22 protein-coding genes and 1 other annotated feature are annotated in these 22,359 nt (G+C 38.2%); of the genes, 7 read left to right on the top strand and 15 right to left on the bottom strand.

Annotated features, from left to right (window positions below; all coding sequences use genetic code 11):
• Positions 1-355: 355 nt before the first annotated feature.
• Entirely contained in the window at positions 356-1,207 is an 852-nt protein-coding gene (locus OWO01_RS11735) for an alpha/beta hydrolase (RefSeq protein WP_268780645.1), read from the bottom strand.
• Positions 1,208-1,739: 532 nt separating this feature from the next.
• Positions 1,740-2,504: an AraC family transcriptional regulator gene (locus OWO01_RS11730; RefSeq protein WP_268780644.1), complete on the bottom strand. Its 765-nt coding sequence runs from the start codon at positions 2,502-2,504 to the stop codon at positions 1,740-1,742.
• 178 nt (positions 2,505-2,682) lie between these two features.
• Between OWO01_RS11730 and OWO01_RS11725 the strand changes: the two genes are divergently transcribed.
• The 6 genes from OWO01_RS11725 (at position 2,683) to OWO01_RS11700 (ending at position 10,016) form a co-directional block, all read left to right on the top strand.
• Complete coding sequence (locus tag OWO01_RS11725) at positions 2,683-3,717, top strand: Gfo/Idh/MocA family protein (RefSeq protein ID WP_268780643.1); 1,035 nt, start codon at positions 2,683-2,685, stop codon at positions 3,715-3,717.
• A 15-nt stretch (positions 3,718-3,732) separates the two neighbouring features.
• Entirely contained in the window at positions 3,733-4,470 is a 738-nt protein-coding gene (locus OWO01_RS11720) for a ThuA domain-containing protein (RefSeq protein WP_268780642.1), read from the top strand.
• 1 nt (position 4,471) lies between these two features.
• Positions 4,472-5,503 carry a Gfo/Idh/MocA family protein gene (locus OWO01_RS11715; protein ID WP_268780641.1) on the top strand — a complete coding sequence of 344 codons (1,032 nt, stop codon included), beginning with the start codon at positions 4,472-4,474 and terminating at the stop codon, positions 5,501-5,503.
• 19 nt (positions 5,504-5,522) lie between these two features.
• Entirely contained in the window at positions 5,523-6,491 is a 969-nt protein-coding gene (locus OWO01_RS11710; protein WP_268780640.1) for a sugar phosphate isomerase/epimerase family protein, read from the top strand.
• 667 nt (positions 6,492-7,158) lie between these two features.
• Complete coding sequence (locus OWO01_RS11705; RefSeq protein ID WP_268780639.1) at positions 7,159-7,758, top strand: TetR/AcrR family transcriptional regulator; 600 nt, start codon at positions 7,159-7,161, stop codon at positions 7,756-7,758.
• 110 nt (positions 7,759-7,868) lie between these two features.
• Complete coding sequence (locus OWO01_RS11700; RefSeq protein WP_268780638.1) at positions 7,869-10,016, top strand: efflux RND transporter permease subunit; 2,148 nt, start codon at positions 7,869-7,871, stop codon at positions 10,014-10,016.
• Between the two features lie 74 nt (positions 10,017-10,090).
• Here OWO01_RS11700 and OWO01_RS11695 read toward each other — a convergent pair whose 3' ends face one another.
• The 6 genes from OWO01_RS11695 to OWO01_RS11670 all read right to left on the bottom strand — a co-directional run bounded on the left by OWO01_RS11695 (position 10,091) and on the right by OWO01_RS11670 (position 15,570).
• Positions 10,091-10,699: a transglutaminase-like domain-containing protein gene (locus OWO01_RS11695; RefSeq protein WP_268780637.1), complete on the bottom strand. Its 609-nt coding sequence runs from the start codon at positions 10,697-10,699 to the stop codon at positions 10,091-10,093.
• A gap of 19 nt (positions 10,700-10,718) precedes the next feature.
• Positions 10,719-11,387 (bottom strand): pentapeptide repeat-containing protein, encoded by a 669-nt coding sequence (locus tag OWO01_RS11690; RefSeq protein WP_268780636.1) that lies wholly within the window; start codon positions 11,385-11,387, stop codon positions 10,719-10,721.
• Between the two features lie 189 nt (positions 11,388-11,576).
• A complete protein-coding gene (locus OWO01_RS11685; protein WP_268780635.1) occupies positions 11,577-11,891 on the bottom strand; it encodes an RNHCP domain-containing protein in 315 nt (104 codons plus the stop codon).
• 79 nt (positions 11,892-11,970) lie between these two features.
• Positions 11,971-12,146, bottom strand: a sequence feature (16S ribosomal RNA rRNA prediction is too short).
• Between the two features lie 89 nt (positions 12,147-12,235).
• The gene (locus tag OWO01_RS11680; RefSeq protein ID WP_268780648.1) at positions 12,236-13,342 is read right to left on the bottom strand and encodes a metallophosphoesterase; all 1,107 of its coding nucleotides are present in this window, start codon (positions 13,340-13,342) and stop codon (positions 12,236-12,238) included.
• A 113-nt stretch (positions 13,343-13,455) separates the two neighbouring features.
• A complete protein-coding gene (locus tag OWO01_RS11675) occupies positions 13,456-14,181 on the bottom strand; it encodes a DUF2087 domain-containing protein (RefSeq protein ID WP_268780634.1) in 726 nt (241 codons plus the stop codon).
• Positions 14,182-14,604: 423 nt separating this feature from the next.
• Positions 14,605-15,570, bottom strand: coding sequence for a S66 family peptidase (locus OWO01_RS11670; protein ID WP_268780633.1), 966 nt, complete (start codon positions 15,568-15,570; stop codon positions 14,605-14,607).
• 374 nt (positions 15,571-15,944) lie between these two features.
• On the opposite strand from OWO01_RS11670, the gene OWO01_RS11665 reads away from it, so the two are divergent.
• Positions 15,945-16,730 (top strand): HAD family hydrolase, encoded by a 786-nt coding sequence (locus OWO01_RS11665; RefSeq protein ID WP_268780632.1) that lies wholly within the window; start codon positions 15,945-15,947, stop codon positions 16,728-16,730.
• A 22-nt stretch (positions 16,731-16,752) separates the two neighbouring features.
• Here the strand turns inward: OWO01_RS11665 and OWO01_RS11660 are convergent, their stop codons facing one another.
• The 7 genes from OWO01_RS11660 to OWO01_RS11630 all read right to left on the bottom strand — a co-directional run bounded on the left by OWO01_RS11660 (position 16,753) and on the right by OWO01_RS11630 (position 22,181).
• The gene (locus OWO01_RS11660; protein WP_268780631.1) at positions 16,753-17,736 is read right to left on the bottom strand and encodes a Gfo/Idh/MocA family protein; all 984 of its coding nucleotides are present in this window, start codon (positions 17,734-17,736) and stop codon (positions 16,753-16,755) included.
• 59 nt (positions 17,737-17,795) lie between these two features.
• Positions 17,796-18,284, bottom strand: a complete 489-nt coding sequence (locus tag OWO01_RS11655) for a GNAT family N-acetyltransferase (protein ID WP_268780630.1) — start codon at positions 18,282-18,284, stop codon at positions 17,796-17,798.
• A 53-nt stretch (positions 18,285-18,337) separates the two neighbouring features.
• Positions 18,338-18,982, bottom strand: a complete 645-nt coding sequence (locus OWO01_RS11650; RefSeq protein ID WP_268780629.1) for an endonuclease III domain-containing protein — start codon at positions 18,980-18,982, stop codon at positions 18,338-18,340.
• 513 nt (positions 18,983-19,495) lie between these two features.
• Positions 19,496-20,242, bottom strand: coding sequence for a cobalt ECF transporter T component CbiQ (cbiQ, locus tag OWO01_RS11645; RefSeq protein WP_268780628.1), 747 nt, complete (start codon positions 20,240-20,242; stop codon positions 19,496-19,498).
• A gap of 37 nt (positions 20,243-20,279) precedes the next feature.
• Positions 20,280-21,110, bottom strand: a complete 831-nt coding sequence (locus tag OWO01_RS11640; RefSeq protein WP_268780627.1) for a DUF4198 domain-containing protein — start codon at positions 21,108-21,110, stop codon at positions 20,280-20,282.
• An 8-nt stretch (positions 21,111-21,118) separates the two neighbouring features.
• Positions 21,119-21,550: a hypothetical protein gene (locus OWO01_RS11635; protein WP_268780626.1), complete on the bottom strand. Its 432-nt coding sequence runs from the start codon at positions 21,548-21,550 to the stop codon at positions 21,119-21,121.
• A gap of 1 nt (position 21,551) precedes the next feature.
• On the bottom strand, positions 21,552-22,181 hold the full coding sequence (locus OWO01_RS11630) for a CbiM family transporter (protein WP_268780647.1): 630 nt from the start codon (positions 22,179-22,181) through the stop codon (positions 21,552-21,554).
• Positions 22,182-22,359 lie beyond the last annotated feature (178 nt).

The raw sequence follows: 22,359 nt of genomic DNA, 5'->3' as shown, positions 1-22,359 counted from the left end.
TAATAACCTAACCTCTTGTGGCTAATCTATGTAACGATTTCCAATAGTACTCATTTTATCGGTGAACAGTTGAATGCGTCAACTATTAATACTTTCTTTATCCCTACGAAGTAAACCTTTTACAAAACTTTTAAAATCGAAAAATGATCTTTCGCCACACATAAGATAAACCGGGTTAAAAAGATCATCCGGTTCTTTAAGACCTTCTATGGCACTCCAGTTACAGACGGTCGCTTTCCACCGGAGCGGCCTCAGCTATTTTTTGTAAGGGACTGATGGTGACAAGTTATAGCGCGACACTTTTCAATAAGAAAAAAAAGACCACCGCAAAAAAAAGCGACGGCCTGGTGTGTTATTATCGTTTAAAAAGCAATTGAGCAAAATAATATAACCCTTTACTCCAAACCACTGGATCGTGATCTCCTTCTTCTTCAAACCACACGTGTGGGATATCATGTTCTGTTAAGTAAGCTTGAAAATCATCACTTATAGGAAGAAGGTCGTCTTCTACTCCACAAGAAAGAAACAATAAATGCAAATTTTTCTTAACCAAATCATGATCTGGAATTAGTTCTTCTACTGGTTTTGTATTGGGTGCTGGTGAGAACGCCCCTACCCAACCAAACATATCAATGTTCGTCAAACCAAAATTCAGTGATTGACCTCCACCCATCGACAAACCCGCGATCGCTCGGTCATCACGCATAGCTGAAACCGGATAGTTCGCTTCCACATGGGGGATAAGGTCATCAATCAAGTCATACTCGAATGTTTCAAATGCCTTCACTTTTTCAGACGCAAAAATATCGCTTCCCGGACGATCATCTTCCATTGCACGTCCATTTGGTAACACGACAAGCATCGGCTCTATCTCTTCCAGTTCATATAAATTATCCAAAATTTCTTGAGGATTCATTTGATCAATCCACTCATTTTCATCTCCACCGATCCCGTGCAATAAATACAGAACAGGATAAGTTTCTTCTGTTGAGTAACCAGGCGGCTTATAGATATGAGCATTTCTTTCCACACCAACAGTATCAGAATAATATGTTATTTCCTCTATTTCTCCATGCTCGATAGATGGATTTTTCTCACGAAAATCATTCGGCGGAGGTTCTTCTAATACAGTGCTGTCAACGGTTGAGGATGTACAACCAATTAACGGACTAAAAAGAAACAATGGTAACAGCATCTTTAAGTTCATAGGACTTCACTTCCTTATCTTCGTAACAAATAACCAATCTATTTTCACGAGAGCTGTTGTCTCTATGAAAAAAATCATTTAATCAAACGCTAATCAAATACAAACAGGTAAAGTAAACTATTTTTACTAACTTTTCCACACAAATATACCATCACATTCCTAATATTGTCAATAAAAAACCCGGAATTGAGTAATTTTTCAGATTACATACAAAGCAAAAAACTACAGTAATCATATCCTTACCGTCACCACATAAAGTGAAACTTCAATCAGTGAGGGTTTTAGTTATTCCCACACTGATTGTTAGCCCTAAAGGATGACCTCTAAAGACCTTTGAACCATTCGGGGTGCTAGCGGCCGTTACTCCCACTTAAACAACTTGCTTTTCTCGTTATTTTGAAGTGGGAGTCTTACGGACGGTTGCTCCGGGATCAACAGCGAGAGGAACTAACGTTGGATCTTATAATAAGGAAGATATTAGATTTATCATTTCGATGACCTCGCTATAGGTAGAGGGCAGCTTCCCAATATGTCACTCTGTTTTCCGATATCTACCGGGTGATACTCCGTAAACTTTTTTAAAGACACGATGAAAGTATGGATAGCTACCAAATCCACAGTTGAAAGCAATATGTTCGAGGGTCATCGTTGTGTGCTTCATTTGGTCGATAGCAGTGGATAACCGAATTTCTTGTGCATAACCCATAATCGTTTTGCCTACGTATTCTTTAAATAGATGAACCGTTCTTGAAACGCTTAAATCACTATGCTCCGCAACATCATTTACCGTAAACGTAGTAGTAGCATTTTCCTCAATGAAACGCATCATTTTGGTTACGACAAATGGTCGGATGTAGGCGGAACGATCTTCAATGGTCCGTTCAATGAATAAACAGATACTTCTGAGTAAACTTTCCATTAGTTCGCTATTCTGATTCGTTAAAGGCCTTCTTTTTTCAGCAACGAGAAAACGCCATAAAGTCAGAATGCGCTCTTCCAATTCTATTTTTACCATGGTTGGTTTGTCTGAACGTCTCCACCATTGGTCAATCCAATCACCTGAAAAAAACAAGTGAAAGTCACTACTTTTACTGTTAGCATCGATCGATAATTGATAGGATTGTCCAGGTGCAACGAGTAAAAGATCGCCTTTCTCCATCGTAAACGCTTGATTGTTGACCATCGCCTCTGATGTTCCTTCTGTCTGAACCCGAAACAAATAGGTATCAAACCCATTCTTTTTTGTCTCAAAATAACCATTGGTATGAAATGAAAAACCACAATGTCCAATTTTCATAAAATAACCTACTTTCCATAGCAAGATAGTGCATGTTTTTATTATATCAGATATTTTCATTTAAGTTCTTACAAGTTATGATTTGGTTGAGGTTAATGTTAAGTAATGACTAAGAAAATAAAGCAAATTAGATATTTGTAAACGCTATACTTTTTTATTAGTAGAGAGGAAGATTTGTATGAAAAAATATCGAGTAGGTATCATTGGTTGCGGAAACATTTTCCCAATGCACGCGCAACCTATTGTGGAAAGACGAGATATCGAATTAGTAGCTGTTTGTGATAACAAAAAAATTCGAGCACAGGAAAAAGCAATACAACTAGGCTGTAAAGCATATACGGATTATCATGACATGTTTAAGAAGGAAGCATTGGATGTTATCCATATTTGTTTACCTCATCATTTACATGCACCCGTAGCCATCGAAGCAGCCAAGCATGGCATTCACATTTTAACGGAAAAGCCAATGTCGATTGATTATGCAGATGCCGTTGAAATAGTAGAAACGGCTAGAAAAAACGATGTAATACTAGGGGTGATCTTTCAAAATCGGTACAATCCTGGTTCGCAGTTAATTAAAAACATGCTGGAAAATGGGGAATTAGGAGCAATTAAGTCAGGTAAACTTTCCGTCACTTGGGATCGCTCGGATGCTTATTATCAAAATAGTGATTGGAAAGGGACTTGGGAGATGGAAGGAGGAGGTGTGATCATTGATCAGGCTATTCATACGATGGATTTGATGCGTTGGTTTGTTAATAGTGAACTAAAATATGTGGATGCAAGTGTTAGTAACCGTGCCCATGAAATGATTGAAGTAGAGGATGCAGCTGAAGGCGTAATCGCTTATCAAAACGGGGTCGTCACTGCTTTTCACGCAATAAATTACTATAGTTATGACGCGCCTGTTGAGATTGAACTCCATTGCGAACTAGGGATTGCTAAGATGGTAGCTGACAAGGCAACAGTAAAATTAATCGATGGCAAAGAATTTATTGCCGATAATAATCCGCTCGAAACATTTCGTTACGATTCCGGAGTGAAAGGGTATTGGGGGGTAAGCCACGTTAAACAAATTAACAATTTTTACGATACACTCTTCGGTAATGATCAACTCGATATATCCGGAGAAGAAGCTTTGAAAACACAAGAAATGATTGCAGCTGTATATGAGTCAGGAAGAAAAAAAGAACGGATAATTTTTAATCAATAGAAGGAGGAAACAAAAATGAACGTTATTGTTTGGAACGAGAATCGTCATGAGAAAATAAATCCAGTCGTCGCCGAAATTTATCCAGATGGGATTCATGGAGCGATCGCAAGTTTTTTACAAACAGAAGAAATCGAAGTAAAAACGGCTACCCTAGACGAGGTCGAACATGGGCTAACTGATGAGGTGCTTAATGAAACCGATGTACTAGTCTGGTGGGGGCATATGGCACATGATGAAGTCGAAGATACTGTAGTCGAGAAAGTGTATCACCGTGTATTAGCTGGTATGGGGCTCGTTGTCTTACATTCGGCTCATTTCTCAAAAATATTTAAAAAATTGATGGGAACAAGTTGTGATTTAAAATGGCGTGAAGTTGGCGAAAAAGAAAGGTTATGGGTTGTTGATCCTAGCCACCCGATTACGAGTGGTTTAGATCAGTGGATCGATATTGAAAAAGAAGAAATGTACGGGGAACACTTTGATATCCCTACCCCAGATCAATTATTATTTATTAGCTGGTTTGAGGGCGGAGAAGTCTTTCGGAGTGGTGCTACCTATCAACGAGGAAAAGGAAAGATTTTTTACTTCCGACCAGGTCATGAAACGTATCCAACATACTATCATAAAGAAATTCAAACAGTCATTAAGAACGGGGTGAATTGGGTGCGAGGTGACAATACACCTACACCTGAATACGGAAATGTAGACCCATTAGAAACTATTTCAAAAAACAAGACGAAGGAGATTGATTAAAATGAAGAAATTACGTGTAGCAGTTATTGGTTGTGGTAGCATTGCGAAATATCGTCATTTCATTGAATATGAACAAAATCCAATCGTTGATATTGTTGCAGTCTGCGATATTGCCGAGGCGCGAGCAAAAGAATCCGGAGAAAAATATCACGCTCTTCCGTATACCGATTATAAGCTCTTATTGAAGGAACAGGATATAGATGCGGTTAGTGTTTGTTTACCGAACTATTTGCATGCACCAGTTAGTATTGCCGCATTAGAAGCTGGCTGTCATGTGTTATGTGAAAAGCCAATGGCTACTAGTATGAAAGAAGCGGAAGATATGATTTCAGCAGCACAAAAAAGCGGGAAAAAGTTAATGATTGCCCATAATCAACGGTTTGTTGCTTCCCATGCAAAAGCCAGAAGTTTAATCGAAGCTGGAGAGCTTGGGAAAATATACAGTTTTCGGACAACATTCGGGCATGGCGGTCCTGAACGTTGGAGTGTGGATGGAACGAATAGCTGGTTTTTCAAAAAAGATCAAGCAGTTATTGGCGCTATGGGCGATTTAGGTGTCCATAAAGCCGATTTGATGCGCTATTTATTGGGTGAAGAATTCACGGATGTGTCAGCCATTGTCGAAACAAATGCAAAAGAAAATGCTACAGTAGATGATAATGCAGTCTGTCTTTTAAAAAGTGAAAATGGGGTGATCGGAACGCTCACCGCAAGCTGGTCTTATAAAAGAAATGAAGATAACTCAACGGTTATTTATGGAGAAAAAGCGGTCTTACGTCTTGAAGATGATCCCAACTATGGACTTATTGTTCAATACACGAATGGAGAAACCGTTCATTATCAACTGGGGAAAATCCAATCCAATGATGAAGCAGGTCAAACAAACACACAGGTGATCGATCACTTTGTTTCGTCGATCATCCATAACACAGAACCGCTAATTGATGGGGAAGAAGGCATGAAGTCACTGAACATTATTTTGGCAGCAATGGAATCTAGTGAAACAAGTAAATTAGTTAAGGTTAATCATTAAGGAAAGGGAGACGGTATATATGAGATTAGGTGTATTCACGGTTTTATTTTCTGATAAATCATTTGAAGACATGCTTGATTATGTAAAAGATGCCGGATTAACAGCAGTGGAAATTGGTACTGGCGGCTATCCAGGTAATGCACACTGTGATCTAGATGAACTTTTGGCCAACGAGAAGGAACGGCAAGCATATCGAAACAAAGTTGAGGAACGCGGTTTGACCATTAGTGCTTTTAGCTGTCACGGTAATCCATTGTCACCAGACCAAGATTTTGCAGCAGAATCACATGAGATTTTTGTAAAAACAGTGCAATTAGCAGGCCTAATGGGAGTACCAGTTGTTAACACATTTTCAGGCACACCTGGTGATCAGGAAGGTGCAAAATATCCGAATTGGCCAGTAACTCCATGGCCGAATGAATACGGCGATATACTAAAATGGCAATGGGAAGAAAAGTTAATTCCTTATTGGAAAGAACAAGCGGTCTTGGCTGAGCAACATGGGGTGAAAATCGGATTAGAACTGCATGCAGGATTTCTTGTGCACACACCATACACCATGCTGAAATTACGAGAAGCGACTGGACCTGCAATTGGCGCCAACCTAGATCCAAGTCACTTATGGTGGCAAGGGATTGATCCCGTTGCTGCAATTAAAATACTAGGAAAAGAAGGGGCAATTCACCATTTCCATGCAAAAGATACCTATATCGATCAAGATAACGTGAATATGTATGGACTAACAGACATGCAGCCCTATTCTGAAGTAACAACAAGAGCTTGGAGCTTCCGGTCTGTTGGGTATGGCCACAACCTACAAGAATGGTCAAACATGGTTAGTGCACTGCGGACATATGGCTATGATCATGTAATCAGCATTGAACATGAAGATCCGATTATGTCGATTGAAGAAGGATTCCAAAAAGCAGTAACGAATTTAGCAAGTGTGAATATTGTAGAAAAACCTGCCGACATGTGGTGGGTATGATTTACACTTAGCATCATGAGCAGTGAACATTTAGTTACCACGGTATTAAGGTAAAGCGAAACTTCAATCCTGATGTGTGGTTTTTACCCGCTGATTGTTAGTTGAGCCACTCAGGGATATATAAATCTATTACTTTGAAAAACATTGAAATGTTACATTTTATTGTTCTAAAATTCTTTTAATCTAAACAGACGCGATTAGCGTCTGTTTTTTTCGTCTCATAGGAAAGTTTTTAAAAATTTGCTTTATGGCGATATTTTTAGGTGTTTTAGTTATTCCCCCACTGATTGTTAGCCCTAAAGGATGACCTAAAGGACTTTGAACCATTCGGGGTGCTAGCGTCCGTTACTCTTTACTCCCACTTAAACAACTTGCTTTTCTCGTTGTTTTGAAGTGGGAGTCTTACGGACGGTTGCTCCGGGATAAATAGATGCAACAGATTTTTTAGTATAACAGTAGGGTCTGATGGTTGCTTGTCACCATCAGACCCTTACAAAATATAGCTTCTTATTTTTTTAAAAGGACCGCGTAGTTTTCCCTCATTAGCAGTTCGGAAAAACTGACCAAAACACTAAAACTGTATATTGTAATCTAAAAAACCATTATTTACAATTAACATATAACGAACGTTCAGTTTTCTAAAAATGCGCGCAAAGGTGTGTCGTCAGTGAAAAAAACAAAAAGTGAAAAAGCACAACAAACAAAGAAGAAGATTATCCAATCAGCAGAACAATTATTGTTAGATAATACAATCAACAAAATTTCTGTGCGTGACATAACGACGAAAGCAAATGTCGCAAAAGGTACCTTCTATCTCTATTTTGACAGCAAAGCAGAACTCGCATGGACGCTTGTAGAAAAAAGCGTGCTTGTATTCGATCAAGAATTAACCGTGTTAAGCAATGCTCCTGTTACGAAAGAAGTGTTGAGTTCATTAATTAGTAAGGCTGTTGATTTTTCAATCAAACATAAAAAATTACTTCAAATTATTCATCATGAACATTTTTTAGCGTTTCTTCAACACGATGATCAACACAAAGAATATGAAGAACGTTTCACGTTAAAGATTCAAACATGGTTGGACCGAGGGAACCAAGAAGGTATCTTTCAAATTCCTGATACGTATTTTTATGCAAAATTCATGCTCGTTTCTCTCCATGATTTATTAGAACGTATGATATTAGGAGAGTTAGACTATGATTTAGCGTCATCTAAAGAACACTTAACAACAATTATGAACAATATTTTACAGTGGGGTGCTTTATGAGTGTTTTATCAAAATATATTATTAAATATTATAAAAGGATTTTATTGACTAGTATACTACTCTTCTGCTTATCCATAATTGGAGCCTTGCATCTTCAGGTTTCTTCAGATATGGAAGAACTACTGCCAGAAGATAGCGAAGCTTTTCAAGCCATTACCGAGTTCGAAACATATTTTGAATCCCAAGAAAGCGGCATTGTTGTAGTAAAGGGAGAAGCGGAGACGAGCAAAGCATTTTTAACAGAGTTAGAACAAGAACTTGTAGCTAATGGTGTTGAAGGTGACTTTTTATACAAAGTAGACGTCAGTGAACTGAATGCATTTGGTCCGCTATATCTAGACATCTCATTGTTTGAGGAATTGGAAATGGCAATAGATGATCAAAATACCGAGCAACTCACAGAGCTACTTACTACCATACAAGAAGAACAAACCTCTAGTAGCCACGACACCGTTGAATACATGAGTAATGAAGCGGAAAACGTCTTTTTAATGATGATGCGCTTTTACATTGATAATACCGATTTTCTTGAAACGAGAGAGCGAATCTACGATGATGTGCGCGCATCTATTGATGAACTACTAGAAAAATCAGATTATCAAAAGATCGAAGCTGGATTGACAGGAGGAGCTTTCATTCAAGATATTGAAGCAGATCGAGTAGCGCTTGATGGTTTTTTCGGGACATTTTTCATTACGATCTTGCTCATAGTCGGACTAATTATGATCTCTTTTCGAAAAGTATTGTTATTAACAACGGTCATTTATCCTTTATTGCTTGGGGCACTAACGACCGCAGCTGTTGCGTATTTACTTTATGGTGCTATCAATCTTTTTTCTGTTAGTTTTGCACTTTTGTTAGTAGGGTTAGGTATCGACTTTTCTATTCATTTATTGTCTAGATATTTAGAAGAACGCGAACAAGGTCAATCTACCATTCACGCAATCGAAACCGCAATGAACGGAACGGGAAATAGCATTATTATTGGTGCACTAACGACCAGTACAGCTTTCTTCACATTCATTTTCGCCCAATTTAATGCTTTCGAACAGATGGGAGTGATTTCAAGTATTGGTATCATCCTCTTATGTGTAGCGATGATTATTCTTGTCCCCGCATTTATTATGCTTGTTGAAAAGAATAAACCCTTCAAAAACAAAAAGAAAATCCGCTTCACTTTTTTGGATATAATCGGTAGATTCTTGGAGAAGCGATCACTCGTTGTTATCCTTGTTGCTTTATTATTGTTGCCTCTTTTCTTTTCTACTGTTAGGGATATAACTGTTATTGGCAACCTAGATGCAGTCTATCCAGAAGATATTGACAGCAGAGCCTGGGCGGATCTTGTCGAAGATGAATTTGATTACAATACGAATACACTAACTTTTATGGTTGATGAGGATGCAACAACAGACGAACGATTACAAACATTAAAAAGCAGGGATGATGTCGAAGAGGTGCTCTCTATCTATGATTATCTACCTGAACAGCAAGAAAAGAAACTTGAAATCATTCACAAGCTCAATCACGTAATGAAACAAGTAGGCTACACAGATGACGACTTGTTTCCAGCACAAGAAATGCAAATCGATGATCTACCTGACCATTTGATTGCTAACTTTGTTGGGAAAGACGGAATGTTATTAGCTGAATTAATCCCATCTGTTAATATATACGACGAAACAAATTATCAGCGGATTGCTTCAGCCATACACGATACATCCGGCAATCATCCAGTCGGTATGGCTTCTATCATGAATGAAATTGTTCAGCTTGCACAAAACGACATTCTATTTATTTCTCTTTTGTGCATGTTGATAATAGGATTGTTTTTATTATGCATTTTCCGATCATTCAAATTAATGATAATCTCTGTTGTCCCTTTATTGCTGACATTGTACGTCACGATTGGATTATTACCTATGTTAGGTCAAGAATTAAATATTCTTAGTATCGCCGGATTTCCGTTGTTAATCGGTATAGGTATTGATAGCAGCATCCATCTATTGCACCGCTTACAAACAAGAGCTAACAAAAGTGTTGGTTACGTTCTGATGACAACAGGAAAAGCAATTATATTGTCTACGTTAACAACATCGATTGGTTTCGGTAGTTTGATATTCATCAATCATCCAGGAATGGCGCAATTGGGAATAACCGTATCATTAGGCTTACTCATCTGCTTAGTAATCACCTTAACCGTCCTTCCTTCACTGTGGTTGGTAACAAATAACAAAGGGACAAAGAAATCGAACTAACATAAATTCTGTTTTTCATCCTTTTATTAGGAAAACCCTCACCAAAATCAACTGGTGAGGGTTTTCATTTTTCACTAAATATATTCTGGCAATGCATTGCGATACATGTATAGTGAATCATTATGTTTTCTCAACACGTCAATCGTTGCTGGATGAGGCGCGGTGTAGATGTGTGGATAATCCACTTCCCCTTTATTTTCTTGTACACTAAATGCTAATTGTTCTTTTGACGGAGAAAATTGCGCATCGATTCCTGGTTTGTTTCCTCTTGCGTCAAGACGAACCCATCTGTTTGCTTCAGCAAGGTAAACCGCATTTAAGGCGTGGATGCAATACTGTATTTCTGATTGTTCAAACAAAATCAGTCGTTGATAGCAAAAACCTGTTGGGATCCCTTCTTTTCGCAACAAGGCAGCTAGCAGATTAGATTTCGCATAACAAATACCTGACCGATGTTGTAGCACATCGGAAGCACTACAAGTAACGCGTTTGTCTTGAATATCCAAGGAATGGAGTATTTGATCTCGCACATAGGTGAACGCACACTCGATTTTTTCTAATTGTGAATGCTCTAGTTGAAAAAGCTTTTTTGCGGTTTCCACAACAAGAGGATGACTATAGTCCACTTCGGGCGTTTCTAGCAAATAATCTTCCATTTGAGCAGATTGACAGATGAGTTTCATTACCTTTACTGCCTCCTTTTTATCGATTATTAGGACCAGTAAAATCAGGATCTTTCACTACCAACCCCAACAATCGTGCAAACGCCTTTGCCTGCTCTTCATTAACAATACAACCTCTTAGATCTTCTATTCCCACCGTGATCTCCTCAAAGGTTGAGCTACTAATATCAATATCTTTTAGTTGTGTCTGAGCCAAATTTGCCCCCGTCAGTTCACATTGTTCAAACAATACTTTTTTCCATGTGTTTTCATAAAAATCGGTTTGTTTCACTAAACACGATTCATACCGAACAAATTTCTGATTGCTGTAACCAAAAGATGCTAACTGCAAATTGCAATTAGAAAAAGTTACTTGGTTCAATCGACTGTCCGCCATCATGACACCCGTCATTTGACAATGATCAAACGCGACCCGTTGCATCGTCACTTCTTCCAATCGCGCATTGGAAAGATCACATTTTTCAAAAAGGACATCTCTTGCATACATTTTATTGATCGCAACATCTTCAAATCGGACATTTCGAAAAATAACATCCATAAATTCTATTCCTTCTGCATCCAAATCTGAAATGGTGCAATCCTCGATCACAACTTCTTCAATATAAGGATCTGCTGGGTCATATACTCCCCAGAAATCCACGCTTTCCAATTCACTAGATACATTTGGTTTCATTATTTTTATTGTCATACTACTCAACCACCTAAATTGAGAAGAGACAAAAAAGCCTCTCCTATTTTTACTTTTTATCCAGGAGCAACCGCCCGTAAGACTCCCACTTCAAAACACCGAGTAAATCGCGCTTCCATCCCCAAGGTTTCAAGAGGCTTTAGGGCTAACAATTAGTGAAGGATTTCCCCCACTAATTGCAATTCCACTTTATACATGCGTTTTTTTCAAAAAAGGGATCAGTTGATCTTCTTGCACCGTATTCTCGGCGACTTTGTTTTTGACGATTTTTCCACAACGTTTACATTGATGCATTAGTTGATAACCTTTATTGCTTGAGTAACAAAGATCGATCGGTATCATTAACCCTTGACAATCACTCGATCGATCTCCAGGTTTATCATCTAAATGCTTTGAGTATAAACAATATGGACAGTGATTTCTGAAACTTCCATTTGTCAAGGCTTGAACCGAGGCTCCACATTGCTCACATTGAAAAGCTGTATTTTCTTGTTTTCTTCCCATGCGCCATTCCTCCAAGATCGTATTTCATCTTGAAAGAAAGGGTTCCGTTTTGTTTTTCTAAAAAATAGCTCCAGGCTTTTGAAGAAAAGGGATAGATTCACCGCAGAGAGCTAATCCGCGATTACTTCTAGTTCCAGCTTCATTAAGGCTTTTCATCCCTAAATCCGAACCACGATCGCTTTTGTTATATTGTGGCGACCACTGTAAGACGGTTGTTAACCACCTTCCACTAGTAAGTGTTTTTCTTCAATCACTGGCAAGGGCATTCGTCCCCTAGCAGGCACATGGTGTGTAGATCTTTTTAATATCTATCCACTCCATAATCATTTTTCGCATGTATATCACTATCTTACCATATCGGTTAAACATTTTTTCGGTATCCACCCCACATAGCCGTCTTTTTTCACTAACGTATAACCAGAACAAGAATCATCGACCACAGAAACTTCATCCCCTTCTAACACCTCTAATTGGTAACAGGAAAGATCATCTTTTGCCAAAAAAGAACCATCATCCGCTTCTTTGATGTACTCATTTTTTACGTAAATAGATGTTTTCTTATCTTCCTTTAAACACTTCGTAAAATGCTCTCCCTTTTCCATCGGAAATAATCGATAACTAGGATAATTAACGAGACCTTGCATCATTTTATCTGGTTGATAATTTTGACTAACTTTCGCAAGCGGTAAATAATCAACAGAAGTATAGGAAAAGCGGGACTTATATTCTGTTATATCGATAAGAAGAGCATTTAGTTGCCCAGACGATTTCATCACATTGCCACCATCAATCGCAATTATTTTCTTCTCGTGATCAATGATGGGATTATTACATTCCTGATCGATACAATAATTCGCAACTGGCCAATGACCAACAACAACAAATTTATCTGCTTGATGAATTTTGGTTAAGAATTCTGGTTGGGTAGTTGCAATTCCGCGATCCGTGTTCTGCCAGTCTTTCCGATCTTCTAAACCGGCATGAACAAATAAATAGTCATCCATTTCAATAATAGTCGGTAAATTCAACAAGAAATCTATTTCCTTTGGAAAATGATCTGTCAATGTGTCTTTTATTTGTTGTACTGTAGTTTGTTCGGTCAATGTAAAATGGATCTGATTCAGCCATTCACGAAAAATCGATTGTTTTCGCATCCGAACATAATCTACAAACTTCGGATTCTCTTCCAATAGAGCATCGAGAAGTATTTCACAATTCCCTTCTGTGACGAAAACGCGATCTTGATTAGCTAGATGCTTCATTACATAACGAAGCACACCACTGCTATCTTCTCCTTTTTCAATCATGTCTCCATTTATGATCAAATAATCTTCTGGCTTATACGCTACTTTCTTCAAAAGCTTTTGTAACAATGGCAACTCCCCATGAATATCCGAGATGACAATGATTCTAGCAGGAAGTTCGATTGATACATTTTTTATTTTGTCGATTGGAACCACCCTTTCTATGTATTTCTATTTTCAAGAGACTTTACCCTATTATAGCTAAAGTCTCTGTTGAGGTGCGGTTTGATGACACAAGTTACACAATTGGCATTCAAAATTTACCCTTTCACCCAATAAGATTGACCATCTTTGCTTCGGTCCATAAATCCATATTCGATCAAATATCGTCGCACCGTAACATGATCGTCGAAAATGCTTTGTAAAATGGCATTCACTTCTTGTTCTTGATAATTTCTTGAGTGATCAAACTTTTTGATCACTTCTTGCAAAATAATTATTTTGCGTTTTTCTTTGCTTGGAAACTGGTCTACACGACCCGCTTCATTGAAATACGTTTTTATTACTTTATCTTTTTCTTCTTGTGTAATCGCATAACGATCATCCACCATTCGTGCCCCCTTGTGAACTGGAATAAAATCATTTGGTGTATCCATAAGTTCCATCATCGCTAAAAAGATTTTTGCTTGCCTTTCTTTCTCCCTAAACTTAAAGCGATGGTTACGTATCGTCGAGACCGACAACTCTAACCGTTTGGCTATATCTTTGTCCGACAATCCCTCTGCAAACAAACGAAGCAATTGCATTTGATGATCAGACAACCCCGTGCTTCGCTTATCTAATTGAAGTAATGGTTGAATTTGGCCTCCATGCTCTGAAACGATATGCTGCTTGATTGCTCTTTCCGCAGTTTGATAATGCTGGTCAGCCGGATAAATGACTCCTTGCTCAAATACCGTCTCGCAATATAAACAAGTGAATTTCTCACCTTCTACATAGTATCCCTTTTTATAATCCGATAATTCTAAACTAAATTCACTTTTCATCTACTTATAAACAAACCTTTCTTTTATTTGTTTGTTTTATTTTACACTATTTTCATTCTAACGTCTAGCAAATACATAAGATAAACAAGGGAAACTACCCGGTCTTTAAAGAAATAAGAAGCTATATTTTGTAAAGGGCTGATGGTGACAAAGCTACTGCTTGTCACGCCACGCTATAGCGTGACACTTTCCAACAAGTAAAACGACAGATGACCATGAATGGTCATCTGTCGTTTTACTTGTTGGAAAGCAACCATCAGCCCCTACGGTGATAAAATGAAACTTTAATCAATGGGGGTTTTTAGCTATTCTCCCACTTAAACAACTTGAAATTCTCGTTGTTTTGAAGTGGGAGTGTTACGGACGGTTGCTCCGGGATAAAATATTTATCGCGGAACACTTCACCTGCCCTTTGCTATGAAATTAAAATTCTGTAAAGGTAATGGTTTTTTTATCGGTGCGTATTTCTACACTACCACCGATCGGGAATGTGCATATTGGTTGCGTGTGGCCAAAATCAACATCATACATAACCGGAACTTTTCTCAAGATAGGGTGTTTCGCTAAGATAAATTCTAGCTGTTCCTGAGTCATCCTTGACTCATCTTGGAAACGACCAACTACTAAGCCTTTAATCGTACCGCAGTATTGTAGCAGAGAAGTTAAATCGCGCGAAAAGATTTCTGGAGAAGATAATTCATCATCTTCCACAAACAAAATAACATCCTCAAGCGATCCTAGATATGGTGTTCCTTGTAATAAATTTAACGTACACAAGTTACCACCATAAACTGCTCCCTCCGCAGAACCTTCGTTATACACTTTCCATTCTGTATCACGGAAGCGACGATAGTCCTGTTCAATGTACCATTGATCATCACTCCAACGTTTGGATGGAGGTAAGGTGTATTTTTTCTCTTGCATTACACAATTGGAAAAGCATTCCGATTGATACACTTGCTCCTTTTCCATAGCAAAACTCGAAAAACTTGGTCCGGAATAGGTGATCAGTCCCGTCTTTTCTGTAATGGCTGTTGCAATTGCTGTAATGTCGCTATAGCCACAAAATACTTTCGGGTTTTTCGCAATCAAATCATAATCCAAGTATGGAAGCAATTCATTGCTGTTATATCCTCCAATGACAGTAATAATTCCTTTTACATCTGGATCACGAAACGCATCATGTAAATCTTTCACTCGATTTTCTATCGAGGTTGAGTGTTGTAAATCTGACTTGAAAATATGCTGACCAAAAGTTAACACAAACCCTAATGATTCTAGTGTCTTTGTTGCCTGTAAAATAACTACCTTGGACAAAATATTCGCACTTCTACTTGGTGCTACAATCCGAATGACATCACCTGGCTTTAACTTATTAGGCACTAACATAACAATCCCCTCTCGACATGAACTTGGCGAGCTATTCTCCCTGTATTTTCTATCTATTAATGATCTGAAATCGCGAGCGCTTTAACCCTTCAGACAAGATTGACAAATAAATAACGAAGTATTTAAAGTCTTCCTCATTAATTGGTTTTTCTTTTTCTAGCTTAGCATAATAAAACAACAGATCCAATATATGTTAACCATATTTTCCGAAATCTTATTATATGACTAAAATATGAAAAACGGATGTATTTTTCTCTATACCCGAAAACCTTCTATTATAAAAGTGAAATTAGTATAGGTATTTCCATCATCCCTAAACAAAGCATTCTATGTTAATATATAGTAATTAAGTAAATAATCAAAGGAGCATCCCTATGACGTTGCCAAAAATGATTGTCTTAGATTTAGATGGGACATTATTGGATTCAAATAAGAACGTATCTGGACGAACAGTCAAATTATTAACTGAACTGAAAGAAAAAGGAGTTCAATTGGTCTTTGCTACAGCACGCCCTCCGAGGGTAACCGTTTTTAAAGGAATTGATTTGACTACACTAGGTACACTCATTTTTTATAATGGCGCTTTATTTGATTGCGCTCTCACCAAAAAACAAATTCACTTCGGCATCCCACATAGGACAGCCCAAAAAGTGATCGATTATTGTAATGAATTAGATCCAGAGGCCAATTTAAGTGTTGAAATCAAAGACCACTGGTTTAGCTTTAAGCCTTTAGACTACCGAGAATTCATGCATGTAGACCACAATCCTGTTGTGATAGAACAAGAACACGTGTCTTCACAAGATTGCACCAAGATTTTGTTAACCGATTTTCCGTTTGCAAATCAACTCGTCACAACGTATCAAAATGAACTAAATGTTATCGTGACGGACCAAGGTCGACTTACTCAAATCATGGCGAAAGAAGCATCCAAAGAACAAGCCATTGCACATCTATTGAAAACTCATCAACTCGACTTTGATGACGTCCTTTGTTTTGGCGATGATTATAATGATTTAGGTTTGTTTCAAGCATGCGGTTATGCTGTTGCGATGGGGAACGCTGTCGATGAACTTAAAGAAATTGCGGATGAAGTCACTTCGAGTAATGACGAAGAGGGAGTAGCCAACGTACTTGAAAAACTGAAAAACCGTGAATGAAAAATTACATTCACGGTTTTTTTCACTTGTGATCAGCTTCGTAAATTATATCCGCTGACATTCTCGCTGTTTCAAAAACATTCATTACAGACCTTGTATGTTCTAGCAATTCATAACATTGTTGATAATCCTTTGATTCGTAAATCGCTTGAAACTCACCTAACTCATAATACAACAAGTTGTCATTTAGTTGCATGTTCACACTCTTTTCTTGACCATTGATATGAAGCACAACCTCACGACAACCATTTGCTCCACCCACTACATGGAGATACCCTTTTTCTCCTTGAATGACAACAAAGTTCAACCCATCAGCATCTTTGCTTCCTACACATTCTGCAATAAACTCAGGGTATTTCATCACTACAACACCTGAAGTATCAATCCCGTTTTCGTGTTTATTGGCTGTATAATTAACAGAATCAGGTTTTCCAAACATGTTTAAAACAAAATGGAGATTGTAAATGTTAATATCAGCTAATGCACCTCCAGAAAACTTTAAATTAAAAACATTAGGGGTTTCACCACTCAATAATTTGTTATATCTACTTGAAAATTGACTATAATTACATTGCACAAACTTTATCTGGCCTAGTTGTTCAAGATTATTCTTCATCCATTGATAATTAGGCAAATGAATCGTCGTGATCGCTTCGAACAACATCACTTGATTTTCTTTTGCTAATTCAATAATTTGCGCTGCTTCTTTTTCATTTGATGTAAAAGGTTTTTCACAAATAACATGCTTACCGTGTTTAATCGCATCTAACATGTATTGATAATGCAAACTATTTGGCGAGGCAACATAGATAACATCAATTGCTTCATCCTCATATACATCTGCTACATCGGTATAGATCTTTCCCACTTGATACTTATCTGCTAACGGTTGTGCGGTTTCTTTTCGCCGGGAATAGACTGCTTCACAGGTGACTCCTTCTCGTTCCTGTACAGCCGCTAGAAAAGTATCGACAATAAATCCTGTTCCAATCGTTGCTATTTTCAAACCCATTCACCTCGCTATTCACATGATACAACTACTTTAACACAAATTTTGAAGAACAGTCATGCGTATCCGTCTATTTTTTTATAGACAAATTCACGCTTCTTTGTAAAATGGTGTTTCTGATAAAAGTGTCTCGCGACCAAATTATCTACCCAATAATCTAGTTCCACCACATCAATGTTTCTCTCCTTCGCGAGCTCTTCAATATATCTTAATAATTCTGTTCCATATCCCTGTTTTCGCTTCCATGCAACAACACTTAATTGATGCACATAAATAGAATGGTACCCTTTAATTAAAGGGTTTTCTGGGTAATTGCGAATTTCGATCCATGCGTAACCTACCGCTTCCTCCTGATCATAAATTACGAGAAAAATAAATGCGTCATTATACATTAGCTCTTTAAATAATACTTGCATTTCTTCAAAGTTGTACGTATTAAAACGCTCCGGATATAACGCACAATGTAAATCATGGACAGGTTTATTTAGTTTTGCAATCAATTCATAATCGTTCGTCTGTTTTACTTTGATCGTATATCCCTCCATTTTCTCACTCACCATATACAAGAATATATACGCACAGAGCTAAACTTATGTTCTCATTCCCTCTTTATTCGTTGTGCGCAGCTGGTTTCTAATGGACAACCTTTACAAATTGGTTTTACTTTACAATGCCGCTTCGCATGTTCTACGAATAACGCGTGAAACTCATTGAATAAGGTCACGTCATTTGGCAATTCTTTTTCTAAGTGCTCACGAAATGCATCATAAGATTTAGGAAGATCATAGCCGAAACGAGCTAAAATTCTCCTTGTGTAAGCATCCACAACAAATACTGGTCGATGACAAGCATAAAGTAAAATCGAATCCGCAGTCTCTGGACCAATCCCGTGAACACTCAATAATTCATTACGTAAAGTTTCGGTATCATAGGTTTTTAATTGATCCAGATCATAATCATATCTTCTATACCATGCTAGAAGCGCACGCACCCTTTTTTCTTTGATTCGAAAAAAACCACTTGGTCGTATGTACTGTGCTAATTCCACTTCTGATAACTGTTCTAGCTTTTCTGGGGTTAGATAGGGACGCAACTGTTGAATTACTTTCTCCACATTTGTCCAGGAAGTATTCTGTACAAGAATCGCACCGACCATCATTTCGAATACCGTATTTGCCGGCCACCAGGATTGCGGTCCATAGTAGTCATATAGTTTCTTATATATTTCTAAATAAGAGTCCATAAAGCCAATCAGCCCCTCCCGCACATCCATTTATTAACTTAGATTTTACATGAAAAACACTGTTAGGTCTTAGTCATATGCTCTAATTTAAGAAATATCCTACTTGAAGCAACAATAAAGGGAACCTGCTGGCCAAATCAACCCCTTTTCGGACTGCTTTGCTTTGTTCTGGAGCATTGTTGGCCGAATCAACTCCTTTTTCGGACTACTTTGCCTTGTTCTGGAGCATTGTTGGCCGAATCAACTCTTTTTTCGGACTACTTTGCTTTGGCCTGGAGTATTGTTGTCCGAATCAACCCCTTTTTCGGACTACTTTACCTTGGTCTGGAGCATTGTTGGCCGAATCAACTCTTTTTTCGGACTACTTTGCTTTGTTCTGGCGCATTGTTGGCCGAATCAACCTCTTTTTCGGACTGCTTTGCCTTGTTAAACTGATTTCTATTTGGTGCCGGCATACCCTACTTCTATCATACAAAAAAAGCACTTTAAGGGCTCTCCCTCTAAAAAGTGCCTTTACATGTACGTTCTCTCGATTGTAATTAGTGCAAGGATTAGCAGAAATGGAATAAACGTTTTCGCAATATCGTAGCGATTTATATTGCGCTTTTCACGATACCTAAGCGTGCCAGTAAAACAACGCGCAGTCATTGCGTGATAAACGTGCTCAGCCCGATCTAACGATTTAATCAAAAGAACTCCGGTAAGTTGTCCATAAACTTTTATATTTCTAACGGAAATACCCCCTGAAAAAAAGCGAGATCTGGCAGCTAATTGCATTTTTTGAATGTCATCAAAAAACAAAAATACATAACGATAAGATAATAACAGAATGGTGATTATGATGGGAGGCACCTTAAGATGAGCGAGGCTATCCATAAAATCATCCACTGTTTGTGTATGCAACAAGATCGTCATCACTGTCATACAAGTCATTGCCTTTATGAAGATAAGTGCCGCAAACAAAATCCTACCAACTTCTACAGGGAAGCCACCACCCAAGATTAGCGGAATGGTCATTAGTAGTAGAAAAGGCAGGATTATTAAATACCTTTTCAATAATAAAATAACCGATACCCCCATAGAAAGAGCACCTAGGACTGCAATAAAAAATGCTAAGCATGCAAACGAAGTTGTTCTCAAGCTAACGACACCAAATATAAAGAGAACCACTGCAATTAATTTCGATCTTGCCTCCCAGGAGAGCGCCCATCCTTTTATTCCTTTTAAATCAGACTGAATATCTCCTTGTGATTTCGCCATTTCGATCACCACCTGAATATATAAGGAGAGTAACCCACTATTTTTTTGCTTGTTTCTTTTTTACGCAAACAAACGTTATCGCTGTGCCTAGCAACAAACCGATGACGAAAACAGCAACCATTGTTAAGGAATTGGTACTAGTTAGATTATCGTCTGCAGACGATGAAGTATCAACTAATAGTGTTGAAGTACGACCTATTAATTCATACTCTTCACCTTCAAGTGATCCAGCTTCTTCTGTTTCAACACTTGCTTTCATCAACCATTCTCCATTGGACTGAAAGTTAAATTCAAAAGTACCATCCTCAGCAGAAACGCCTTCTAAGTGTTCCCCTTTTGGACCATAAGCATTTAGCGTTACGTCTGGTATGGCTTCCCCTTCAAATAGAACACTTCCTTTTACTTTACCAGTCTTAAAATCAGCTAAACTCTCCTCTGTAACGATTTCTAACAGTAAACCAATAGGTTCATCTGCTGTTAAGTTTGCTCCACCCACTTGATGAGTTGCTTTTGCCATTTGAACGCTTAACCTAGTCTCTCCACCTCCTGGAGTATATGTACTCGGCATCCTATTTGCCCAAAACACATATTCCCCTTCTTCATCTGCATCCACAAAAGCTCTTGCTTGAACACCGATTTTTTCAAGTTCAAGCAGCTCTGTTTCTCCGTTCGGATAACGCACGTACAATTCATAATCTTCGTAGTTTGCTTGATCTAAGAAATCACGTAAATGCCCCCACATTACATCGACTTGCAATTCGCTACTAGCTTCATCCTCTTTTACTTGGATAAATAACTCGTGGGCAAATACTTTTGAGGGAATAAGTAATAACAAAATAAAAATAGTGAATATAAATGCCTTTTTCATTAGATGAATCACTCCTGTTCTTGTTTTTCCTTATCATTTCGAAAATAAAAAAAAGCAGCAATACATAGCAAAATGGACACTCCCAATAGCGCTCTGACTATGATCGGAACATCTGATTGCTCTTTTTCGATCTCATCCGACCATGTGGCCCGATGACCAATTCCATCGTCAGCAACAATTTGGTGAACAGTAATCGTAGCATCATAATACACATATCCATCTTCATCTACATATTCTTGAAACAAAATTACCCCCTCTTTGTCAAAGGCTGTGACAGATGCCATACCTGATTTTGTTCCATCATCATAACGCACCTCGATTGTACCGGGTTCTATTAATTCAACAATCATCCGATGTGCCAGAATCTGCTCAGGTTGAACAAAAAAGAATAGTAACAATGCGATTGCAAAGCCAACATATGTTGATAGTCCCCTCGCCACCTTAGCCCTCCTTATTAAATAAACTTGGTCGAACAGCATACAAATATTTCACCGAAAAACCTGTTAATAAACCTTCTAAAAGAGCAAGTGGTAAATAGGCGAAGAGCAGAATGTTCATAACGGAAAAGGCGCCTTCACCGTAGCGATGATCCGAAAAAAGCAGTAAAAAGACTAATAAAATTACCCCACCACAAACAGCAAGGAATCCGGCCAAAAAACCTTTCGTAAAAGATGCGATATTAGGAAAAAGAGAAGCAAGCCAATAAACAAACAAGGCAGGAATTGACATGAGCAATGTATTTGCCCCTAAAGTACTCAAACCTCCATGTTGAAACAGGGTTGCTTGAAGGATGAGGCCGATAAATATACCTAACGGTGCTCTCCTGCCAATAACTAAACCGAGAAACCCGCCGAAAAGTGGGTGAACAGAAGTGGGACCTATAGGAATGTTTAGCAGAGAAGAGACAAAAAAAGCCCCCGTAAGTAGACTGATCTTTGGTACCTCTTCTTCTTTTATTCCTTTTAATGCGTATGTAACAAGACCACCTGCGGCAATCGTAGTTCCTATTGCTATCGATACACTGAGTACACTATCTGCCACATGCATGTTATCACCACCTTTTCTGTTAATAACCTTATGGTGTGGAAAAGGAAAAAAGAACAGAAAACGGAAGAATCGACGATACCCGCGTCTACCTTTTTAACGACAAGATATAGAGGAACTAGATGGCTTTGCCGGCAACACTTTCCCATACCAAAAAATTTAAAAATCAAATATTGCACCACGTCATCCGACCATCTTACTAAAT

Source organism: Natronobacillus azotifigens (genome assembly GCF_026805325.1).
Taxonomy (GTDB): Bacteria; Bacillota; Bacilli; order Bacillales; family Amphibacillaceae; genus Natronobacillus; species Natronobacillus azotifigens.
The sequence above is the reverse complement of the archived record's forward strand: the minus strand, read 5'-3'. Positions and strand labels throughout refer to the sequence as shown.